Here is an 18,318-nt window from a genome sequence, read left to right on the forward strand (position 1 = left end):
GCAGCCGGCCGTTCCCGCAAAGTTACCGATCGGAGCCGGTCAGCCGACCCCGTTCTTCAGCGCGCGTCGCGCTCAATCGCACGCGATGGCGGCGACCGAGCGGACGGTCTGGCCCGTCGTGTCGATCGGCGGCTTGAACACGCCGGTCTCCGGGTCGCGCACCAGCAGGGAGCCGCTCGCCACGCCGAAATGCGCGCCGTGGATCTCCAGACGGCCGTCGTCGACCCGCTCCTTCACGAACGGGAAGGTCAGCAAGTTCTCCATGCTCTGGACGACCACCGCATGCTCCAGCTTGGTCAGGTAGTCCGGCGCGCCGGGATCGCCGGCCTTGTCTTCGGCCTGACCCACGAGCGAGACCCATTTGCCGATGAAGTCGCCGGGAGAGAGCGGCTTGGCCTTGTTGGCGTAGGCCTTGATGCCGCCGCAGGTGGCGTGGCCGAGAATGACGATGTGCTTCACCTCCAGAGCCTGGACGGCGAATTCCAGCGCCGCCGAGGTGCCGTGGTACTGACCGTCCGGCTGGTAGACCGGCACGAGGTTCGCGACGTTGCGGATCGTGAACAGCTCGCCCGGCCCGGCATTGAAGATCGCGCTGGGCGACACCCGGCTGTCACAGCAGCTGATGACCAGGATCTCCGGGTTCTGCGTGGAGGCGAGCTGCGCGAAGCGCCGGCGCTCGGTCGGGAAGCGGTCGAGGAGGAAGGACCGGTAGCCTTCGGTCAGGTAGACGGGGAACATAAAGGCGTCTCCAGTTAGACAATCCCGCGACGGCAGGAAGTGAACTCAAAGTTCTCGCCAGGCAAGAACGCGTGGGTGGGCCGGAATAGTCCCGTTCGCGAGGTCCGCGGCGAGATCGGCGAGACCGGCCGGCTCGAAGTGCTCGCCGCTGGCGCGCAATTCGTCGATCGGCCACCAGCGTGTCCCGATCAGCGGGTTGTCCTCGGTCTCGGCGAGGCGGCTCGTATCGACCCGGTCGTCGGGCAGGCGGACGAGGAAGTAGCGCTCGCGGGCGTCCCGCGCCTGCCGGAACAAGTGGAACGGGCCGTCGCAGGCGGCGACCTGCGGGCCGATGGCGACATCGCCGCGGCCGATCTCCTCCTCGAGCTCCCGGCGACAGGCGGTGACGTGGTCCTCGCCGGGCTCCAGGCCGCCCCCCGGCATGAACCAGAACCGCAGGGGCGCGCCGTCCGGCCCTTTGGCATGGACCGACGTGTAGGCGATGAGCAGGATCCGATCCTGCGGATCGAGCACGATCGCGCGGGCGATGTGGCGGACGGGCAGGGGGTTCGCGGCGCTCATGCAGCGAGAGCTAGAGCGGGCGCGGTGAACGGACACCGCCTGTGCGCGAGGCTGCGTGCAAAACAGCACGTTGGGTCGCGCACGGCGCCGGTTGCGATCCCTGGCGGACGGCCGCTCAGGACGGCGCGCGCAAAGCCGGGGCCCAGATCACCACGGGAAGCCCGAACGCGTCCCGCTCCGGCGGATCCGGCAGCGGCACGGCGCATCCGAGGCGGATGTCGCGGGCGACCACCAGGGCGGCCAGCGCATCCAGATGGTCGTCCTCCGGAACGCCCTTCGCCCGGGCCTCGATCAGCGCGCCCGGCAGGCCCGCCGCCGCGAGGAGCGCCCGGCGCAGGTCCAATCCTTCCCGGGCGCGCCGGCCCTTCTTGGGCAGGCCGAGCGGCCGGCCGCCGTTGAGGGCGTGGAAGGCCACCTCGGGATGGACCTCGTGGACCCGCGCCCGCACCTCCGGCCGCTCCCGCAGGAGCGTGTCGACCGCGCGGACGGCGCGGAAGATGTTGTATCCCTGGATCGAGGGCGCGAAGGGCGGGTCGCTCGCCTCGCGCGAAGCGGCCTTCGCGGCTTCATAGTCGGGGGCGTAGACCGCGCTCCGCGGCGGCATCGGAAACACCGATGCCCGCGCCGGCCCGAGCCGGGCGCGGGCCGCCCGGTCGGCGGCACGTCCGCCGCCGATGATGCGGTCCGGCAGGCCGATCGGCACGTCGATCCCGACGATGCAGGGCCGCTCCGGGGCGTCGAGCAGCGCGGCGACGTCGGGGAACAGGGCAGAGTGGTGCCGGTCGGGATCGTCGAGGTCGAGGAGCGCGCCCGCCCAGGCTCCGCGGCAGCCGTCCAGTCCCGCGATCCAGCGTGCCATGCCGTTCCTTCCTCGCGCGACGCGCGGCGGGCGTTCTTGCCGGGATGCGCAGGGAAAGCTATCCGCGTCGCCGAGGGCGCCGCCGGCCCGGGAGAAGCGTGATGAGCGAGATCCGTCCCCGTCGCAGCGTGCTGGCGATGCCGGGCTCCAACGCCCGGGCGCTGGAAAAGGCGCGGTCGCTCCCCGCCGACGTCATCCTGATCGACCTTGAGGACGGCACGGCCCCGGAGGTCAAGGCGGCCGCCCGTGCCCAGGTCGCCGCAGCGGTCACGGCGCGCGGCTTCGGCGCCCGCGAGGTGGTGGTGCGCATCAACGCGCCCGAGACCGAGGACGGCGAGGCCGATCTCGTGGCACTCGCTGCGGCCGCACCGGATGCCATTCTGGTGCCCAAGGTGCGCACCTCCGACACGCTGATCGCGGTCGGATCCCGGCTGCGCCGGCTCGGCGCGCCCCTGGCGACGCGGGTCTGGGCGATGATCGAGACGCCGATGGCGGTGGTGAACGCCGCCGAGATCGCGGGCGCGGCCCGGGACGTGGACGGGCGGCTTGCCGCCCTGGTGATCGGCCCGAACGACCTGCTGAAGGCGTCCCGGATCCGGCCCCCGGGGCGGGCTGCCCTGATGCCCTGGCTGATGACCGTGCTGGCCGCCGCCCGGGCCTACGAGATCGAGGCGATCGACGGCGTCTTCACCGACCTCACCGACGCGGCCGGATTCGAGGCGGAGTGCGTCCAGGGGCGCGACCTCGGCTTCGACGGCAAGATGCTGATCCATCCGAGCCAGATCGGCCCGGCCAACGCGGCCTTCGGCCCGGATGCCGCGGAGATCGCGCAGGCGCGGTCGTTGATGGACGTCTTCGACGCGCCGGAGAACCGGGCGCGCGGGGTCATCGCGGTGGATGGGAAGATGGTCGAGCGCCTCCATGTCGAGGCCGCCCGGCGGACCCTCGCCATGGCCGAGGCGATCGCGCGTCTCGGCGCGTGAGCGACCGGCCGGAGATCGGCCTGCGGCTGCTCGATCCGCGGCTGCCGGGCTGGGGCTTCCCGCGCTGGGGCTCGCCGGCTGCGGCCGGCCTCGACCTGCACGCCTGCCTCGACGCGCCGCTGGTGCTCCCGCCCCAGGGCAAGCCGGCGCTGATCCCGGCGGGGTTCAGCGTCCTGATCCGCGATCCCGATTGGTGCGGCCTGATCTTCCCGCGCTCGGGGCGCGGGCACCGCGAGGGTCTGGTGCTGGGCAACGGCACCGGCGTCATCGACGCGGATTACGAGGGGCCGCTGATGGTTTCCGCCTGGAACCGCGACGAATCCGAGCCGGTCCGGATCGAGCCGGGCGAGCGGATCGCCCAGCTGGTCTTCACGCGGATCACCCGGCCGGTCCTGACCGTGCTGGAGGGCGAGCCCGGCCCCGGCTCCGAGCGGGGGTCGGGCGGGTTCGGGTCGAGCGGGCGGTAGGCGCCCTCAGTCGAGCGTCTTGCCGAGTCGCCCCGCCAGATCCTGGATGAACTGGAAGGCGGTCCGGCCCGAGCGGGAGCCGCGGGTGGTGGCCCATTCAAGGCATTCGGCGCGCAGCTGCTCCGGCGGCACGGCGAGGCCATAGCGCTCGGCATAGGCGCGGATCATCGCCAGGTACTCGTCCTGGCTGCACTTGTGGAAGCCGAGCCAGAGGCCGAACCGGTCCGAGAGCGAGACCTTCTCCTCGACCGCCTCGCCGGGGTTGATCGCCGTGGAGCGCTCGTTCTCCACCATGTCGCGGGCGAGCAGGTGCCGGCGGTTCGAGGTGGCGTAGAACAGCACGTTGTTCGGCCGCCCCTCGATGCCGCCATCGAGCGCGGTCTTGAGCGACTTGTACGAAGTGTCGTCGGCGTCGAAGGAGAGGTCGTCGCAATAGACCAGCCAGCGGTGCGGGTCCGGCCGCAGCAGGGCCATCAGGTCCGGCAGGGCCTCGATGTCCTCGCGGTGGATCTCCACGAGCTTCATCGGCCGGCTGCCGGCGGGCCTGCGGGCGTTGATCTCGGCATGGGCCGCCTTGACCAGCGACGACTTGCCCATGCCGCGGGCCCCCCACAGCAGGGCATTGTTGGCCGGCAGGCCGCGGGCGAAGCGTTCGGTGTTCTCCACCAGGGTGTCGCGCGCCCGGTCGATGCCGGTGAGCAGGCCCATCTCCACCCGCGCCACCTGCGGCACCGGGGTCAGCCGGCGCTCGGGGCCCCACAGGAAGGCGTCGGCGGCGTCGGGATCGAAGGCCGGCGGGGCGGCGGGCGCGGCCCGCTCCAGCGCGGTGGCGATGCGCTCCAGGAGCGGCATCAGGGTATCCAGGGTCGCGGGGCTCGTCATCGGATCGGGGGGTTCGCGTGCGGGTCGGTCAGGCGGCCGGTTCTACGGGGAAGATCCGGGGAAATCATCCGTATCCGGATGCATGGCCCGGGCCTTCCGAACGGGAACCCGGATCGGGCGTTGATCATCGCGGCAGCACGGGTGCCGTAACGGCCGGGGGGCATGATGGACGCGGGACCGACGATCCGGATCACCCAGGTCGCCGATTACGTCTTCACGGTGGATTTCGGCGCGGCCCTGCCGGCGCTTCTCACCGACGAGGCGCCCCCGATCGGCGGCGGGACCGGGCCGTTCCCCGAGCAGCTGCTGATCTCCGGCGTCGCGAACTGCCTCTGCGCCAGCCTGGTCTTCGCGCTGGGGAAGTTCCGCCAGGAGGCCCGGGGCGTGGCCGCCGAGGCGTCCTGCCGGCTGGAGCGCAACCCTGCCGGGCGGCTCCGCGTCACCGCGATCGACGTGCGGATCCGCCTCGGCGCGGCGGCGGCCGACCTGCCGCGGATCGACCGGGTGCTGGAGCAGTTCGAGCGGTTCTGCACCGTCTCGGAGAGCGTGAAGGCCGGGATCCCGGTCGCCGTGTCGGTGGCCGATTGCGACGGCACGCGCCTGAAATGACCGGCGCCCCGGGGAAAGATCGGCCGCCCGGCGCATTGCCGCAGCACCAACCGGCCGCCGGAGCCGGACGAGGAGACGCCATGTCGGATCAGACGCGAGAACCCGCCCGCGCCCCCGAGGACCTTGCCGCCCTGTTCAACCAGCGCGCCAATGCCGGCGATGTCGAGGGCCTCGTCGCCCTCTACGAGCCCGACGCGGTGCTGGCCGCCGGCCGGGTCGTCGCCACGGGCCATGCCGAGATCCGGAGCTTCTACGCCGACCTGCTGGCGCGCAAATCCGACTTCCCGGCCCCGGAGACGCTGCCGCCCCTGCGCAACGGCCCCCTCGCCATGACCTTCGCGCGGCTGCCCAACGGCGCCCTGTCGGTGGAGGCCGCCCGGGAGCAGGCGGACGGGACGTGGCTCTGGGCGATCGACCAGCTCAAGATCGCGCCGCCGAAGACCTGACCGTCGGCCCGGACGCGCCCCCGCGCTTGTCCCACCGGACGCGATGCGGCAAAGCGGAGCCCGCGCGCTCGACGCTGCGCAGAAGACCCGAGCCGACTCGATGCACGACATCCGCGCCATCCGGGAGAACCCGGACGCCTTCGACAGCGACCTCGCCCGCCGGGGCCTCGCGCCGCTCTCGGCCGCGCTGATCGCGCTGGACGAGGCGCGGAAGGCGTCGGTCTCGGCCGCGCAGGCCAACCAGGAGCGGCGCAACGCCCTGGCCAAGGAGATCGGCGGCGCCAAGAAGGCCAAGGACGAGGACCGCGCCGCCGCCCTGATGGCGGAGGTCGCGGCCCTGAAGGGCGCCGAGCCGGAGCTGAAGGCCGCGCAGGACGCGGCCGACAAGGCGCTGGCGGACAAGCTCGCCGCGATCCCGAACCGGCCGAAACCTGACGTGCCCGAGGGTGCCGACGAGCACGGCAACGTCCTCTACCGCAGCCACGCCGCGACCCGCGAGCGGCTTACCGAGGGCCGCGAGCATTTCGAACTCGGCGAGGCCGCCGGCCTGATGGATTTCGAGGCGGCGGCCAAGCTGTCCGGGGCGCGCTTCGTGGTGCTGAAAGGTCAGCTCGCCCGGCTGGAGCGGGCGCTCGGCCAGTTCATGCTCGACCTGCACACCCAGGAGCACGGCTACCTGGAGGTGGCGCCGCCGGTTCTGGTGCGCGACGCCGCCATGTTCGGCACCGCGCAGCTGCCGAAGTTCGAGGACGATCAATTTAGTGTCAGAACCGGCAACAAAGATTTCTTAGACGATTTGGCCGGCGAAGAAGCTATGGCGGCCATCAAGCAACTCATTCGCCTTGAGAGTGAGAGCAATAATGATTATTATTCAGACCAGCTAAACAAAAACGATCCCAATAAAATTATCAATTGGATGCGGAAAGCGTCTGTATTCGCTGAAATTTTTCGAAATTCCGGCGCAGAAAAGCTAACTTCTGACGAAGAGCTCGAAAAGCGAGTTGCAGAACTTAAGAATAACAGCGGGTTATGGCTCATCCCCACCGCCGAGGTGCCGCTGACGAACCTCGTCCGCGAGTCGATCCTCCGCGAGGAGGAGCTGCCCCTGCGCTTCACCGCGCTGACGCCCTGTTTCCGGGCCGAGGCCGGGTCGGCGGGGCGCGACACCCGCGGCATGCTGCGCCAGCACCAGTTCAACAAGGTCGAGCTGGTCTCGATCACCACACCGGAGGAATCCGCCACCGAGCACGAGCGGATGCTCACCTGCGCCGAGGCGGTTCTGAAGAAGCTGGATCTGCCCTACCGGGTCATGACCCTCTGCACCGGCGACATGGGCTTCGCGGCGCAAAAAACCTACGACATCGAGGTCTGGGTGCCGGGCCAGCGCACCCACCGCGAGATCTCGTCGTGCTCGGTCTGCGGCGACTTCCAGGCCCGGCGGATGAACGCCCGCTACCGGGGCAAGGACGGCAAGCCGGCCTATGTCCACACTCTCAACGGCTCGGGCGTGGCGGTCGGCCGCGCGCTCATCGCCGTGATGGAGAACTATCAGAACCCGGACGGGAGCATCACGATCCCGTCGGTGCTCCACCCCTACATGGGCGGGCTCAACCGGATCGAGGGCACCCGCTGATGCGCATCCTGGTCACCAACGACGACGGCATCCACGCCCCGGGGCTCAGTACCCTGGAGGAGATCGCCCGGGAGCTGTCGGACGACGTCTGGGTGGTGGCGCCGGAGAGCGACCAGTCCGGCGTGTCGCACTCGCTGTCGCTCAACGACCCGCTGCGCCTGCGGCAGGTCTCAGAGCAGCGTTTCGCCGTGAAGGGGACGCCGTCGGACTGCGTGATCCTGGGCGTGCGCCACATCCTGGGCGACCACGGGCCGGACCTCGTCCTGTCGGGGGTCAACCGCGGCCAGAACGTCGCCGAGGACGTGACCTATTCGGGCACGATCGCGGCCGCCATGGAGGGGACGATCCTCGGCGTCCGCTCGATCGCGCTCAGCCAAGCCTACGGGGTGGGCGGACGCGGCGCCCTCAAGTGGGACTGCGCCCGGACGCACGGGGCGAAGGTCGTCCGGAAGATCCTGGAGACCGGGATCGAACCCGGCATCCTGGTCAACGTGAATTTTCCGGATTGCGAACCGGCCGACGTGCAGGGCATCGCGGTGGCCGCGCAGGGCTTCCGCAATCAGGCGCTGCTGTCCATCGACGCCCGGGTCGACGGGCGCGGCAACCCGTATTTCTGGCTGGCCTTCGCCAAGGCCCGGTTCGAGCCGGGCCACGGTTCGGATCTGAAAGCCATCGCCGAGAAGCGGATCTCGGTGACGCCCCTGCGCCTCGATCTCACGGACGAGCCGACGCTGACGCGCTTCGCGCAGGCCTTCGCCGAGTGATCGATCTGGGCAGCCTGGAAGAGGCTGCCGGCAACGCGGCCTTCGTCATGGCGCTCCGGGGCCGGGGCCTGCGGGACACCGCGGTGCTGCGGGCCATGGAACAGGTGCCCCGGGACACCTTCGCGCCGCCGCAGCATCGGGAGCATGCGCGGCGGGACATCGCCCTGCCGCTGTCCTGCGGCGCGTCGATGACGGCCCCCTCCACCGTGGCGGTGATGCTGGCGCTGCTTCGGCTCGAGCCGGGCCAGCGCGTCCTCGAGATCGGCACGGGCTCGGGCTACGTGACCGCCCTGCTCGCCCAGCTCGGGGCCGGGGCGGTGCTCAGCCTGGAACGCTACACCTCCCTGGCCGGGGCGGCGACGCGGCGGCTCGCGGCCCTGTCCGAGGTGCATGTCGTCCGGGCGGACGGGCTGGCCCCGGACCTGCCGGACGGGGGGTTCGACCGGATCCTGGTCCACGGCAGCGTCGCGGCGATCCCGCAGCACTGGCGCGCGGCCCTCGAACCCGGCGGACGGCTGGTGACGGGCCTCAGGGGCGAGGGCGGCTGCCGGGTCGCGGTGCTGCCGACGCCGGAGGCCGAGCCGGTACCGGGGGCGCCGGTGCGGCTGACGGCGCTGATGCCGGGACTGGCGCGGGTTCTCTGACGCCGAGCCGACAGGGCACGCGCCGCGAAGCGACCGAGGGCCGGGCGACATTTGCGAGCGCGGCGCCGCTGGATTGCCCCCTCGCGAGAACGGTGGAGCGACCCTCAGCCCACCCGCCGCGCCGCCCGCCACAGGCGCCACAGCCGGCGCCAGCGCGGCAGTTCGACGGGCGTGTTGAGCGGGTCGTAGGAGGCCCGCTCCATGGCGGCGAGGTAGGGTTCCACCAGGGCCGTGGGCAGGAAGGCGGCGCCCGCCGAGGGGGCGATGGTCGGACGCGCCGCCTCGAAGGCCTTGAGGTGCTGCCGGGCGAGGTCGCGCAGGTCGGCACAGGCCCGGCGCAGGCCCGGCCCGCCGCGGCCCGTGACGATGTCCTCGCGGGTGACGCCGTAGCGGCCGAGGATGTCCGCCGGCAGGTAGACCTGCCCCGAGCGGGCGTGCCAGGGCAGGGCACGCAGGAGTCCGGTGATCCCGTAGGCAACCCCGGCATGGCCGGCCGCCCCCGCGCCGCCCGGCTCTGTGCCGTTGCCGATCACGAGGCTCGCCAGCCGGAACAGGGCCGAGGCGGTCTCGCCGCAATAGCCCTCCAGGTCGTTCACCCGAGGCATCGGGTCCTCGTAGAGATCGAATACCCGTGCGTCGATCAGGTCGACGAAGGGCTGGCGACCGAGGCGGTTGACCCGGATCGCCTCCTCCAGGGCCGCCGCCACCGGATTGGCGCGCACGTCGCCCCGGGCCTCCCCCTGGAGAGCGTCGCGCCACCATTGCAGGCGGATCTCGCCGGCCAGGGGGTTCGAGGCCGCCTCGCGCACCCGCGCGATGGTCAGGCTGAAGGCGTAGAGGGCGAAGAGGTGCGGACGGGCGGCGGCCGGGGCGAACAGGGTGGCGTAGTAGCGGTCCGGATCGCCGGTCCGCACGAGATCCTCGCAATGGGATTGCGCGAAGGCGAGCCCGGTCTCGGTGGTCCTGCCCTCGACCTCCGGCATCAGGCCACCGCGATCAGCGCGGCCGCGACCTTGCGGTTCTCGGCCACCAGGATGTTGTAGGTCCGGGCCGCGGCCCCGGTCTGCATCACGTCGAGGCCGACGCCGAAATCCTTGAGCCAGCCCCGCAAGGCGGGGTCGATGGCGGCGATGTCGAGGCCGGTGCCGACGAGCAGCAACTCGATCCCCTCCGATTCCGCCTGGACCGGCCGCAGGGCCGTCCGGTCGATCGCCCTCGGCTCCGTCACCTCCCAGGCCCGAACCCCCGAGGGCAGCAGCAGGATCGAGCCGCGATGCGACATCCCGGCGAAGCGGAAGCCGCCATTGCCGTAGGTATCGATGATGTGGCGACCCGGCACGAAGCCGGAGTCGAAGGTCTTCGGACTTGGCTGATCGGCCATCTCGGAAAAAAGACTACTCCGCCGGTTGCGGGACGCCGGACCGCTCGGACGCGGCGCGGGCGCCCGAGAGCATCAGGCCCAGATAGATCAACACCGGAGTCGAGATGAAGATCGCCGAGTAGGTGCAGATCAGGACGCCGCAGAGCATCACCACGGCGAAGCCCTTGATCGCCTCGCCGCCGAACAGGACCAGCGCCAGCAGCGACAGGGAGGACGAGATCGACGTCATCACCGTGCGCGACATGGTCGAGTTGATCGACAGGTTCAGCAGGTCGACGGTGGGGATGGTCTTGTACCGCCGCATCAGCTCGCGGGTCCGGTCGAACACCACCACGGTTTCGTTGAGCGAGTAGCCCACGATGGTCAGGATCGCCGCGATCGAGGTCATGTTGAACTCGATCCGGGTGATGATGAACACGCCCACCGTCAGCACGATGTCGTGGAGCGTGCCGACGATGGCGCCGAGCGCCAGCTCCCGCTCGAACCGGAACCAGAGGTAGAGCAGCACCGCCACGACGGAGAGCACGACGCCCAGCGTGCCGGACTGCACGAGTTCGCCGGAGACGCGCGGGCCGACGGTCTCGGTGCGGCGGAACTCGTAATCCTTATCGAAGGCGGCGTGCGCCTTGTTCATCACCGCGGTCTGGCCCTGCTCGCCGGGCTGGAGCGGCAGGCGGACCAGCACGGTACCCTGGTTGCCCAGTTCCTGCACCTCCGGCTCGCCGAAGCCGAAGCCCGCGGCCGTATGGCGGATCGCCGCGACATCCGCGGTGCCGGATTTCGCCTGCAATTCGACCAGGGTCCCGCCCTTGAAGTCGATGCCGAAGTTCAACCCGATCGTCAGGAACAGCGCCACCGTGACGAGCGACAGCACCGCCGAGAGCGGGAAGGTGAAGCGCCGGAATCGCATGAAGTCGAAATGCGATTCATCGGGCCAGAGGCGGAGCAGGCGCATGGAAACGGACCTAACGTTTGGGAGATCTCAGCACCGGTCCGCTCGTCCCACCCTCACCCTCGACCTGAGGCGCCGGAGCGAAGCGGAGGCCTCGAAGGAGGGCTCCAGGGATCGCAGCGCCGTCTGGAGGGCCCCTTCGAGGCCCGCTGACGCGGGCACCTCAGGATGAGGTGAGGGTCTGGAGCGGCCTTCTTCCGCCGGTGATGCGTCTCCCGAAAGTGAACTCGTTCAGAACGGCAGGGTCTTCGGCCGGAAGGTCTTGTACCACACCGCGATCATCATCCGGGTCAGCGTCACCGCGGTGATGACCGTCGTCAGGATGCCGAGGATGAAGACCACGGCGAAGCCCTTCACCGGGCCCGAGCCGAGGAAGAACAGGATCAGGGCGGCGATCGCCATGGTCGAGTTCGAGTCGATGATGGTGGCGAAGGCCCGGTCGAAGCCCGCCTGCAGCGCCGAGATCAGCGAGCGGCCGGCATGGCTCTCCTCGCGCATGCGCTCGTAGATCAGGACGTTCGAATCCACCGCGGTGCCGATGGTGAGCACGATGCCGGCGATGCCCGGCAGCGTCATGGTCGCCTCCAGCACCGACATCAGGCCCAGGATCAGCCCGACGTGGACGATCAGCGCGATGTTGGCGATGAAGCCGAACGTCCCGTAGGTCGCGAACATGAAGGCCACCACGAGGCCCGCCGCCACCAGGGTCGCGAGCTTGCCGGCCTCGATGGAGTCGCGGCCGAGGCCCGGGCCGACGACGCGGCGCTCGACCACGGTGAACTTGGCCGGCAGCGCGCCGGCCCGGAGCAGGACCGCCAGGTCGTTGGCCTGCTGGACGGTGAAGTTGCCGGTGATCTGGCCCGAACCGCCGGTGATCGCCGAGCGGATCACGGGGGCGGAGACGACCTCGTTGTCGAGCACGATCGCCATGCGCCGACCGATATTCTCCGAGGTCGCCTGCCCGAACCGCTGCGCGCCGCGCAGGTTGAACTTGAAGCTCACCATCGGCTCGTGGGACTGCTGGTCGAAGGCGGGCTGCGCGTCCGTCAGCTCGCCGCCATCGGCCATGACCCGGCGCTCCACCGGGACCTTGGCGCCCTTCTCGTCCTTGGAGGGCAGCATGTCGACGTCGCCCGAGGGGCTGTCGGCGAGCATGCGGAACTCGAGCTTGGCGGTCGAGCCGAGGAGCTTTTCCAGCCGCTCGGGATTCTGCTCGCCCGGCACCTGGATCAGAATGCGGTCGGCGCCCTGCTGCTGGATCGACGGCTCGGTGGTGCCGGTGGAGTCGAGGCGGCGCCGGATGACCTCGATGCCCTGGCTCACGGCCCGGCGGGTCCGGTCGGTGATGCCGGCATCGGTCAGCATGAGGCGGATCACGCCGCCCGGCTGCTCGGAGATGTCGAGGGTACGGGCCGCCGTCTGGCCTATCGAGGTGGTGATCGGCTGCGACAGTTCCTGAAGCTTCGGCAGGACCTTGGCCCGGGCGGCGGCGTCGTCGATCTTCACCTGGACGCCGCGCGGCAGGAGGCCGATGCCGCCGTCGGCGCGGACATTCTCCTGCTGGAGCACGCGGCGCACGTCGTCGCGCAGGGCCTTGGCCTGGGAGGCGACCAGCTCGTTCTGGTCGACCTCAAGCAGGAGCTGCGAGCCGCCCTGCAGGTCGAGGCCGAGCACGATGGCGCGGGTCGGCACGATCCAGCTCGGGAACCACGTGGGCAGGCTGGCGACGAAGCCCTTGCGCTGCTCGGGCGAGAAGAAGCTCGGCACGGCGAGCATCAGCCCCACCAGGATCAAGCCTAGTGTCGCGATGATCTTCGCACGGGAGAAGCGCAGCATCGGCCGTCTTTTTCTCTTTTGGGCCGGCGCACGACGCCGGCCGGTTCAACCGGGAACTCAGGCGGCTTTCACCGTGCCCTTGGCGCGGACCTCGGAGATCATCGACCGGACCACCCGAACGCGCACGTTCGGGGCGATCTCGACCTCGATCTCGGGCTGGTCGTCCGACGCCTTGGTCACGCGTCCGACGAGGCCGCCGTTGGTGACGACCGTATCGTCCCGGCGCACGGACTTCAGCAGCGCCTGGTGGTCCTTGACCCGCTTCTGCTGCGGCCGCAGGATCAGGAAGTACATGATCACGAAGATCAGAACGAACGGGACCACCTGAAAGGCGATCTCCGCTCCGCCAGCGGCCGCACCGGCCCCTTGCGCGAAGGCGGGGGTGATCAACGAGCGTCTCCTGCGAATGGCGTGCAGGTCTGCCGCCGGATGAGGCGCCCGCAGACCTGTCGAAAAGCGCGCGGACTATAGCCAGGGGCTACCCGAAAGCAACGTCGAAGCGACAGGCCGATGCGGCGCGCTCACAGCAGGGCGCGGATCGCCGCCGCGAAGGCGTCCGGCGCCTCCTGGGGAAAGTTGTGCCCGACCCCCGCGACGATCTCACGCCGGTACGGTCCCGTGAAGTGGCGGGCGTCCGTGTCGGTGGCGGGCGGCGGCCCGACGCCGTCATCGGCCCCGAGCAGCACGATCGTCGGCACGGCGATCGCCGGCTGGGCGGCGAGCCGCGCCTCGATCTCCACCAGCGCCGGATCGCTCGGCACGAGCCCGAAACGGTGGCGGTAGGAATGCACCACCACGTCGACGAAGTCGGGATTGTCGAAGGCGCGGGCGGTCTGCGCGAAGGTCTCCGCGTCGAACGCCCAGGTCGGCGACCAGAGCCGCCAGAGCAGGCGGCAGAAGGCGTCCCGGTTCTCGGCGAGGCCGGCGCGGCCGCGCTCGCCGTGGAGGTAGTACTGGTACCAGAGACGGTGCTCGGTCTCCGGCGCGACCGGCCGCCCGGCGGCCGGGATGTTCTGGATGTTGTAGCCGACGCCGCAGCTCACGAGGCCCCGGGCCCGGTCCGGCCAGAGCGCCGCCACCACGCAGGCGGCCCGGCCGCCCCAATCGTAGCCGGCGAGCACGGCGCGCCCGATGCCGAGGGCGTCGAGGAAGGCGAGCAGGTCGGCCCCGAGGGCCGCCTGCTCGCCCGAGCGCGGCGTGGCGGGGTCCAGGAACCGGGTCGGCCCGTAGCCGCGCAGGTACGGGACGAGGCAGCGCACCCCGTCGGCGGCGAGACGCAGGGCCGCCGCCTCGCAGGCCTGGATATCGTAGGGGAAGCCGTGGAGCAGCACGGCGGGCGGCCCGTCCGGCGGACCGAATTCCCGATAGGCGATGTCCAGCACGCCGGCCCGCACGCGTTCCATGAACGACTCCCCCTCGCCACGGGGCGATCCTAGCGGGTTCGCCGCGCAATTGCCGCACGCGCTTGCCGCCGCCGCGTCGCGCCCGACTTCTCCTGCGACGAAGAAGCGCGACGGTGGAGAACGATGGGACTGCTCGACGGTGCGAAGAACCTGATCGGCGACGTGGTCGCGGCGGCCGACCGGGCCTTTGAGGAGACCGGCAGCGGCAAGCTCGCCTTGGCGCTCGCGAAATTCTATCCCGGCGGCCTCGCGGCCTTCCTCGACCGCCTGAGGGAGACCGGACACGGCGCGGCCGTCGATTCGTGGCTCTCGCCGGGCACGCGGCAGGCGGTTCCGGCCTCCGCGCTGGCGGCCTGCCTGCCGGAGGCGGTGACCGAGCGCCTTGCCTACGATCTCGGCGTGCCGGCCGCGCGCGTTCCCACCGTGCTCGCGGAGTTCCTGCCCGCCGCCGTCGCGGATCAGAGCGAGAACGGGAGCCTGAAGCCCCAGCCGAATTTCAGCACGCAGGTCCGCTGATCATCGGGGCCTCATGGGGCCGCGCATTTCATCAGAGGCGGGGCGGTCGCGCAGCTCAGATGGCAGCTCTGCTTCGCGAAGCAGAACCACGAGAGCGCGCCGCTCTTCAGGCAGGATCCGCCGCAATGCCGGTACGCGCCGTAGAGCGGCCGAACGAAGACGGCATCGGCGAGGGGGCGCGCCTCCGACGACCGCGCCGTCTCCGCGGCGGGCAGCGCCACCGCCGCACCGGCCGCGACCACGAGCACGAAAGACGGTGCCAGGACTCTCATTCGCGTCGACCGTGGAACCGTGTCCGGGCCGGCATACCGGGCCAAAGTCCGGGTCCTGTCGACTAAATTGCGGTTCACGCGGGCCGGGGGCAGCCACCGGCCTCTCCCGCTTTTCGGACGACGCCCTAGACTCCCGTCGACCGATCCTTCGACGCGAGGCCCACATGAGTCTGCTCAATTCCCTCGGCGGCTCGCTGGGGCAGATCGCCCTCAAGGCGTTGCCGGGCGTGATCCAGCAGGTCCTGCCCGGCGGGCTCAACGCCCTGCTCGATCAGCTCCGGCGATCCGGCTACGAGAGCCAGGTCAATTCCTGGCTCGGCCGCGGGCCCAACGAGCCGATCACCGCCGACGACCTGCGCAAGGTCCTCGACAACGATCAGGTGCGCCAGATGGCGGGAAAGCTCGGAATCCCGATGGACCAGCTGTTCCCGACCCTCGCGCAGGCCCTTCCCGAGACCGTGGACCACCACAGCCCCGACGGGACCCTGCAGGTGCCCAAGGCCTAGGCGGCCACGGCGCGGGCGAGGGGAGGGCCGGCGCGGCCTGACCGTCGGTCCGCAACGCGAAACGGCGGCCCCGTCCGGGACCGCCGCCGCGTGCCGCCGTCTTGCCGGTCGGCTCAGTTGCTGGCGAGCTGGGACATGGGATCCACGGGCGCGCCGCCCTTGCGGATCTCGAAATGGAGCTGCGGCGAGGTCACGTTGCCCGACGCGCCGGACTTCGCGATGGTCTGACCGCGCTTGACCTTCTCGCCGGGCTTCACGTCGATCTCGCCGTTATGGGCGTAGGCCGAGACGTAGCCGTTGGCGTGACGCACGAGGACCAGCTTGCCGTAGCCCTTCACGTCGGAGCCGGCATAGGCGACCGTGCCCTCTTCGGCGGCCTTGACGGGGGTGCCCTCCGGGACGGCGATGTTGATGCCCTCGTTGCCGGAGCTGCCATAGCCGGAGATCACCCGGCCCTTGGCGGGCCAGCGGAAGTTCTCCGTCGCCTCGGCCACGGAGCCGGTGGCGGCGGGCTCGGACTTGGCCTGGGCAGGAGCCGCGGCGGCCACCGGCTTCGGCGTCTCCTTGGCGGCGACCTTCTCGGCGGCGGCGGGCTTCTGCGCCGCCTCCTTGGCGGCCTCCTTGGCGGCCTCCTTGGTGGCCTGCTTGGCCGCCTCCTTGGAGGCTTCCTTGGCGGCCTTCGCCTCGGCGAGCTTCTGGGCGGCCTCCGCCTTCGCGGCGGCCTTCGCCTCGGCGCGGGCTTCCTGGGCCTTGGCTTCGGCCTTCGCCTTCGCCTCGAGCTTCGGATCCGCCTTCTTGTCGTCGGCCTTCTTCTCCTCGGCCTTGGCGACCTGTCCGGGACGCACGTGCTTCGGCTTCTCGCCGTCCTTCGCGGTGGCGTCCTTGCGGGTCTTGGCGTCGGCGACCTTGCGGGCGGCGGCGTCGCGGGCGAGCGCCTCCTTGCGCTCCGCCTCCTTCTCGGCGGCGGCGGCCTTCTGCGCCGCCTCCTTGGCGGCCTTCGCCTCGGCGAGCTTCTGGGCGGCCTCCTTGGCCTCCTCGCGCTTCGCGGCGATCTTGTTCTCGACCTGCTTGGCGTCCTCGCGCTTCTCCTCGGCAGCCCGGGCGGGCCGGGCGGACATCGGGGCCGCGGCGGGGTTCAGCCCGGAGGCGTTGTAGACCGGGATCACGATCTGACGACCGGGCGTGATCTGGCTCGCGTTGCTCAGGCCATTGGCGGCCAGGATCGCCGAAGCGGGCACGCCGAAGCGGGTGGACATCTGGTTCAGGCTGTCGTTGCGCGAGACGGTGATCTGCGTGCCGCCCTCGGCGCTCCAGCCGACGCCGCCGGTGGAGGCGACTCGGGTCGCGGGGGCGGCAGCAGGGGTCTGGGCCGGACTCGCGGCGGCGGCCGGACGCGCGGCGCCGGGCGCGCTCAGCGCCTCCGATTGGATGCGGCCGGTCCGGACCGGCGGCACCGACTTCAGGGATCCGTCCGGCAGGCTGCCGGTGGCGGAAGGCTCCGACTCGAACGGATTCGAGAATGGGTTGCCCAGCCGCGATGCGTCCGAGGAACAGGCGGCGGCCGCCCCGCCGATCATGCCGATGAGCGCGACGCGCGACAGCGTCCGCAACATCTGACCCGTACCGCGCACCCGCATCGACACACCCGTTTGCCTGACGCAACCTGATGCCCCAATGAAGACGGATTCAGGTTAAGCAACCGTTCCCGTTCCGCATACCTGCGACCCAGAAGCGAAGGAGCGCGCAGGGTTTCGCGCAGGGTTTCGCGCCGTGCCGGGGATGAAACCCAGGGGCGAGACCGTCCCTTTTCCTACCTGGGCGGCTCCCCACATCGTGGACATGTTTACCATCCGCGGCGCGCGCGACAGCTTGGCCGATCTGCCGGCGATTGAGACCGCGCGCCTCTCGGTCGCCGCCCTTCAGCCCGCGGACGCAGCGGCCCTGCGCCGGCTCACCGACGATCCGGCGATCACCGCCGCGGTGGACTTCCTGCCGACCCCCTTCACGCTCCAGGATGCCGAGGATCTGATTCGCAGCGGCCGGCGGGGCCGGGACTGCTTCCTCGGGGCCTGGACCCGCGGCGGCGACGATCCCGGTGTCGCCCCCGATCCGGCGGGACGCGACCTGGTTGGGGTGGTCGGGACGCATCTGCGCGGCACCGGCACGATCGAGATCGGATACTGGATCGGGGGCGCCGCCCGCGGGCGCGGCTTCGCCTACGAGGCCGTATCGGCGATCCTCGGCCTTCTCGGCGCGCGCTTCCCGGCGCGCCTCGTGGTGGCGGAATGCCGCCCGGCCAACGTCGCGTCCTGGGGCCTGCTGCAGAAGCTGGGTTTTCGCGACACCGGCGAGGAGGGGCACCGCCCGGGCCGCCGCCTGCTCAGACGGGATTGAGCCCCATGGCCGGCGGGCGGACCCCGACCGCTGGTCTCAGGTCTCAGGCTCCACGCCGCCGCACCTTCGTGCGCCGCGGGCCGAGCGCGAAGGGCGCCTCGTCGTCCGGCGAGCGCTCCGCCAGGGCGAAGCTGTGCAGTTCGTTCAGCCCGCCCCCGTCCCGGGGCTGCACCGCGACCAGGGCGTAGAAGGCCGCCCGCACCACATCCTTCCTGGACGCGTCGGGATGCGTCTCGCGGACGGCGACGCGCAGCGCCTTCGGCGTCATGCCCAGTGCGGCCAGGCTCCAGAGCGTCGCCGCGAGCGCCTCGATCGAAGCCATCCGAAACGCCCCCGTCGGTCGAGTCCCAGGGTCTTTATACGGACCGGCCCAGCACCGGCGCAAGTCTCGTTCAGACGACCGCAAGATCGGCGGCTCATCGAGCACATATCGTCACAACAATACGACGATATACGAAGTCGATTACTACAA

23 protein-coding genes are annotated in these 18,318 nt (G+C 70.9%); 10 read left to right on the forward strand and 13 right to left on the reverse strand.

Annotation, left to right across the window (positions count from 1 at the left end; genetic code table 11):
* Positions 1 to 72: 72 nt before the first annotated feature.
* From GGQ91_RS25715 to GGQ91_RS25725, 3 genes are all read right to left on the reverse strand, one after another.
* Positions 73 to 738 (reverse strand): carbonic anhydrase, encoded by a 666-nt coding sequence (locus GGQ91_RS25715; protein ID WP_043351772.1) that lies wholly within the window; start codon positions 736 to 738, stop codon positions 73 to 75.
* Positions 739 to 783: 45 nt separating this feature from the next.
* A complete protein-coding gene (locus tag GGQ91_RS25720) occupies positions 784 to 1,299 on the reverse strand; it encodes an NUDIX hydrolase (RefSeq protein WP_043351773.1) in 516 nt (171 codons plus the stop codon).
* 115 nt (positions 1,300 to 1,414) lie between these two features.
* The gene (locus GGQ91_RS25725; protein ID WP_182593150.1) at positions 1,415 to 2,158 is read right to left on the reverse strand and encodes a DUF429 domain-containing protein; all 744 of its coding nucleotides are present in this window, start codon (positions 2,156 to 2,158) and stop codon (positions 1,415 to 1,417) included.
* Positions 2,159 to 2,259: 101 nt separating this feature from the next.
* Here GGQ91_RS25725 and GGQ91_RS25730 point away from each other — a divergent pair, with 101 nt between their 5' ends.
* Positions 2,260 to 3,141: an HpcH/HpaI aldolase/citrate lyase family protein gene (locus tag GGQ91_RS25730; protein WP_043757518.1), complete on the forward strand. Its 882-nt coding sequence runs from the start codon at positions 2,260 to 2,262 to the stop codon at positions 3,139 to 3,141.
* On the forward strand, positions 3,138 to 3,608 hold the full coding sequence (gene dut, locus GGQ91_RS25735) for a dUTP diphosphatase (RefSeq protein ID WP_043384973.1): 471 nt from the start codon (positions 3,138 to 3,140) through the stop codon (positions 3,606 to 3,608). Before GGQ91_RS25730 ends, dut begins: the two co-directional genes overlap by 4 nt.
* Before the next feature lie 6 nt (positions 3,609 to 3,614).
* On the opposite strand, the gene GGQ91_RS25740 is transcribed toward dut, so the two are convergent.
* Entirely contained in the window at positions 3,615 to 4,490 is an 876-nt protein-coding gene (locus tag GGQ91_RS25740) for an ATP-binding protein (RefSeq protein ID WP_043384970.1), read from the reverse strand.
* A 165-nt stretch (positions 4,491 to 4,655) separates the two neighbouring features.
* Between GGQ91_RS25740 and GGQ91_RS25745 the strand changes: the two genes are divergently transcribed.
* The 5 genes from GGQ91_RS25745 (at position 4,656) to GGQ91_RS25765 (ending at position 8,586) form a co-directional block, all read left to right on the forward strand.
* Positions 4,656 to 5,099, forward strand: coding sequence for an OsmC family protein (locus GGQ91_RS25745; RefSeq protein WP_182593168.1), 444 nt, complete (start codon positions 4,656 to 4,658; stop codon positions 5,097 to 5,099).
* Between the two features lie 80 nt (positions 5,100 to 5,179).
* Positions 5,180 to 5,545, forward strand: coding sequence for a YybH family protein (locus GGQ91_RS25750; protein WP_182593151.1), 366 nt, complete (start codon positions 5,180 to 5,182; stop codon positions 5,543 to 5,545).
* A gap of 100 nt (positions 5,546 to 5,645) precedes the next feature.
* The gene (gene serS / locus GGQ91_RS25755; RefSeq protein ID WP_182593152.1) at positions 5,646 to 7,178 is read left to right on the forward strand and encodes a serine--tRNA ligase; all 1,533 of its coding nucleotides are present in this window, start codon (positions 5,646 to 5,648) and stop codon (positions 7,176 to 7,178) included.
* Positions 7,178 to 7,942, forward strand: a complete 765-nt coding sequence (surE, locus tag GGQ91_RS25760) for a 5'/3'-nucleotidase SurE (protein WP_182593153.1) — start codon at positions 7,178 to 7,180, stop codon at positions 7,940 to 7,942. Before serS ends, surE begins: the two co-directional genes overlap by 1 nt.
* Complete coding sequence (locus GGQ91_RS25765; protein ID WP_182593154.1) at positions 7,939 to 8,586, forward strand: methyltransferase domain-containing protein; 648 nt, start codon at positions 7,939 to 7,941, stop codon at positions 8,584 to 8,586. The genes surE and GGQ91_RS25765 overlap by 4 nt, the downstream gene beginning before the upstream one ends.
* A gap of 104 nt (positions 8,587 to 8,690) precedes the next feature.
* On the opposite strand, the gene GGQ91_RS25770 is transcribed toward GGQ91_RS25765, so the two are convergent.
* The 6 genes from GGQ91_RS25770 to GGQ91_RS25795 form a co-directional block, all read right to left on the reverse strand.
* Positions 8,691 to 9,569: a phytoene/squalene synthase family protein gene (locus GGQ91_RS25770; protein ID WP_043757506.1), complete on the reverse strand. Its 879-nt coding sequence runs from the start codon at positions 9,567 to 9,569 to the stop codon at positions 8,691 to 8,693.
* Positions 9,569 to 9,967: an Mth938-like domain-containing protein gene (locus GGQ91_RS25775; protein WP_043384961.1), complete on the reverse strand. Its 399-nt coding sequence runs from the start codon at positions 9,965 to 9,967 to the stop codon at positions 9,569 to 9,571. The genes GGQ91_RS25770 and GGQ91_RS25775 overlap by 1 nt, the downstream gene beginning before the upstream one ends.
* Before the next feature lie 13 nt (positions 9,968 to 9,980).
* Positions 9,981 to 10,922 carry a protein translocase subunit SecF gene (secF, locus tag GGQ91_RS25780; protein WP_043757501.1) on the reverse strand — a complete coding sequence of 314 codons (942 nt, stop codon included), beginning with the start codon at positions 10,920 to 10,922 and terminating at the stop codon, positions 9,981 to 9,983.
* Between the two features lie 228 nt (positions 10,923 to 11,150).
* Positions 11,151 to 12,755, reverse strand: a complete 1,605-nt coding sequence (secD, locus tag GGQ91_RS25785; protein ID WP_043350919.1) for a protein translocase subunit SecD — start codon at positions 12,753 to 12,755, stop codon at positions 11,151 to 11,153.
* A gap of 57 nt (positions 12,756 to 12,812) precedes the next feature.
* Positions 12,813 to 13,145, reverse strand: a complete 333-nt coding sequence (gene yajC / locus GGQ91_RS25790; RefSeq protein WP_012319243.1) for a preprotein translocase subunit YajC — start codon at positions 13,143 to 13,145, stop codon at positions 12,813 to 12,815.
* A gap of 131 nt (positions 13,146 to 13,276) precedes the next feature.
* Complete coding sequence (locus GGQ91_RS25795; protein WP_043350916.1) at positions 13,277 to 14,158, reverse strand: alpha/beta fold hydrolase; 882 nt, start codon at positions 14,156 to 14,158, stop codon at positions 13,277 to 13,279.
* A 123-nt stretch (positions 14,159 to 14,281) separates the two neighbouring features.
* Between GGQ91_RS25795 and GGQ91_RS25800 the strand changes: the two genes are divergently transcribed.
* Positions 14,282 to 14,674, forward strand: coding sequence for a YidB family protein (locus GGQ91_RS25800; RefSeq protein WP_043350915.1), 393 nt, complete (start codon positions 14,282 to 14,284; stop codon positions 14,672 to 14,674).
* Between the two features lie 11 nt (positions 14,675 to 14,685).
* Here GGQ91_RS25800 and GGQ91_RS25805 read toward each other — a convergent pair whose 3' ends face one another.
* A complete protein-coding gene (locus tag GGQ91_RS25805; RefSeq protein WP_043350912.1) occupies positions 14,686 to 14,946 on the reverse strand; it encodes a hypothetical protein in 261 nt (86 codons plus the stop codon).
* Between the two features lie 164 nt (positions 14,947 to 15,110).
* On the opposite strand from GGQ91_RS25805, the gene GGQ91_RS25810 reads away from it, so the two are divergent.
* Positions 15,111 to 15,452 (forward strand): YidB family protein, encoded by a 342-nt coding sequence (locus tag GGQ91_RS25810; RefSeq protein ID WP_043350910.1) that lies wholly within the window; start codon positions 15,111 to 15,113, stop codon positions 15,450 to 15,452.
* A gap of 113 nt (positions 15,453 to 15,565) precedes the next feature.
* On the opposite strand, the gene GGQ91_RS25815 is transcribed toward GGQ91_RS25810, so the two are convergent.
* Positions 15,566 to 17,089: a peptidoglycan DD-metalloendopeptidase family protein gene (locus GGQ91_RS25815; RefSeq protein WP_182593155.1), complete on the reverse strand. Its 1,524-nt coding sequence runs from the start codon at positions 17,087 to 17,089 to the stop codon at positions 15,566 to 15,568.
* A 202-nt stretch (positions 17,090 to 17,291) separates the two neighbouring features.
* Here GGQ91_RS25815 and GGQ91_RS25820 point away from each other — a divergent pair, with 202 nt between their 5' ends.
* Entirely contained in the window at positions 17,292 to 17,846 is a 555-nt protein-coding gene (locus tag GGQ91_RS25820; RefSeq protein WP_043761157.1) for a GNAT family N-acetyltransferase, read from the forward strand.
* Between the two features lie 43 nt (positions 17,847 to 17,889).
* Here GGQ91_RS25820 and GGQ91_RS25825 read toward each other — a convergent pair whose 3' ends face one another.
* Positions 17,890 to 18,168, reverse strand: a complete 279-nt coding sequence (locus tag GGQ91_RS25825) for a hypothetical protein (RefSeq protein WP_043757490.1) — start codon at positions 18,166 to 18,168, stop codon at positions 17,890 to 17,892.
* Positions 18,169 to 18,318 lie beyond the last annotated feature (150 nt).

The sequence above is a fragment of the Methylobacterium fujisawaense genome (genome assembly GCF_014138435.1).
GTDB lineage: Bacteria > Pseudomonadota > Alphaproteobacteria > Rhizobiales > Beijerinckiaceae > Methylobacterium > Methylobacterium fujisawaense.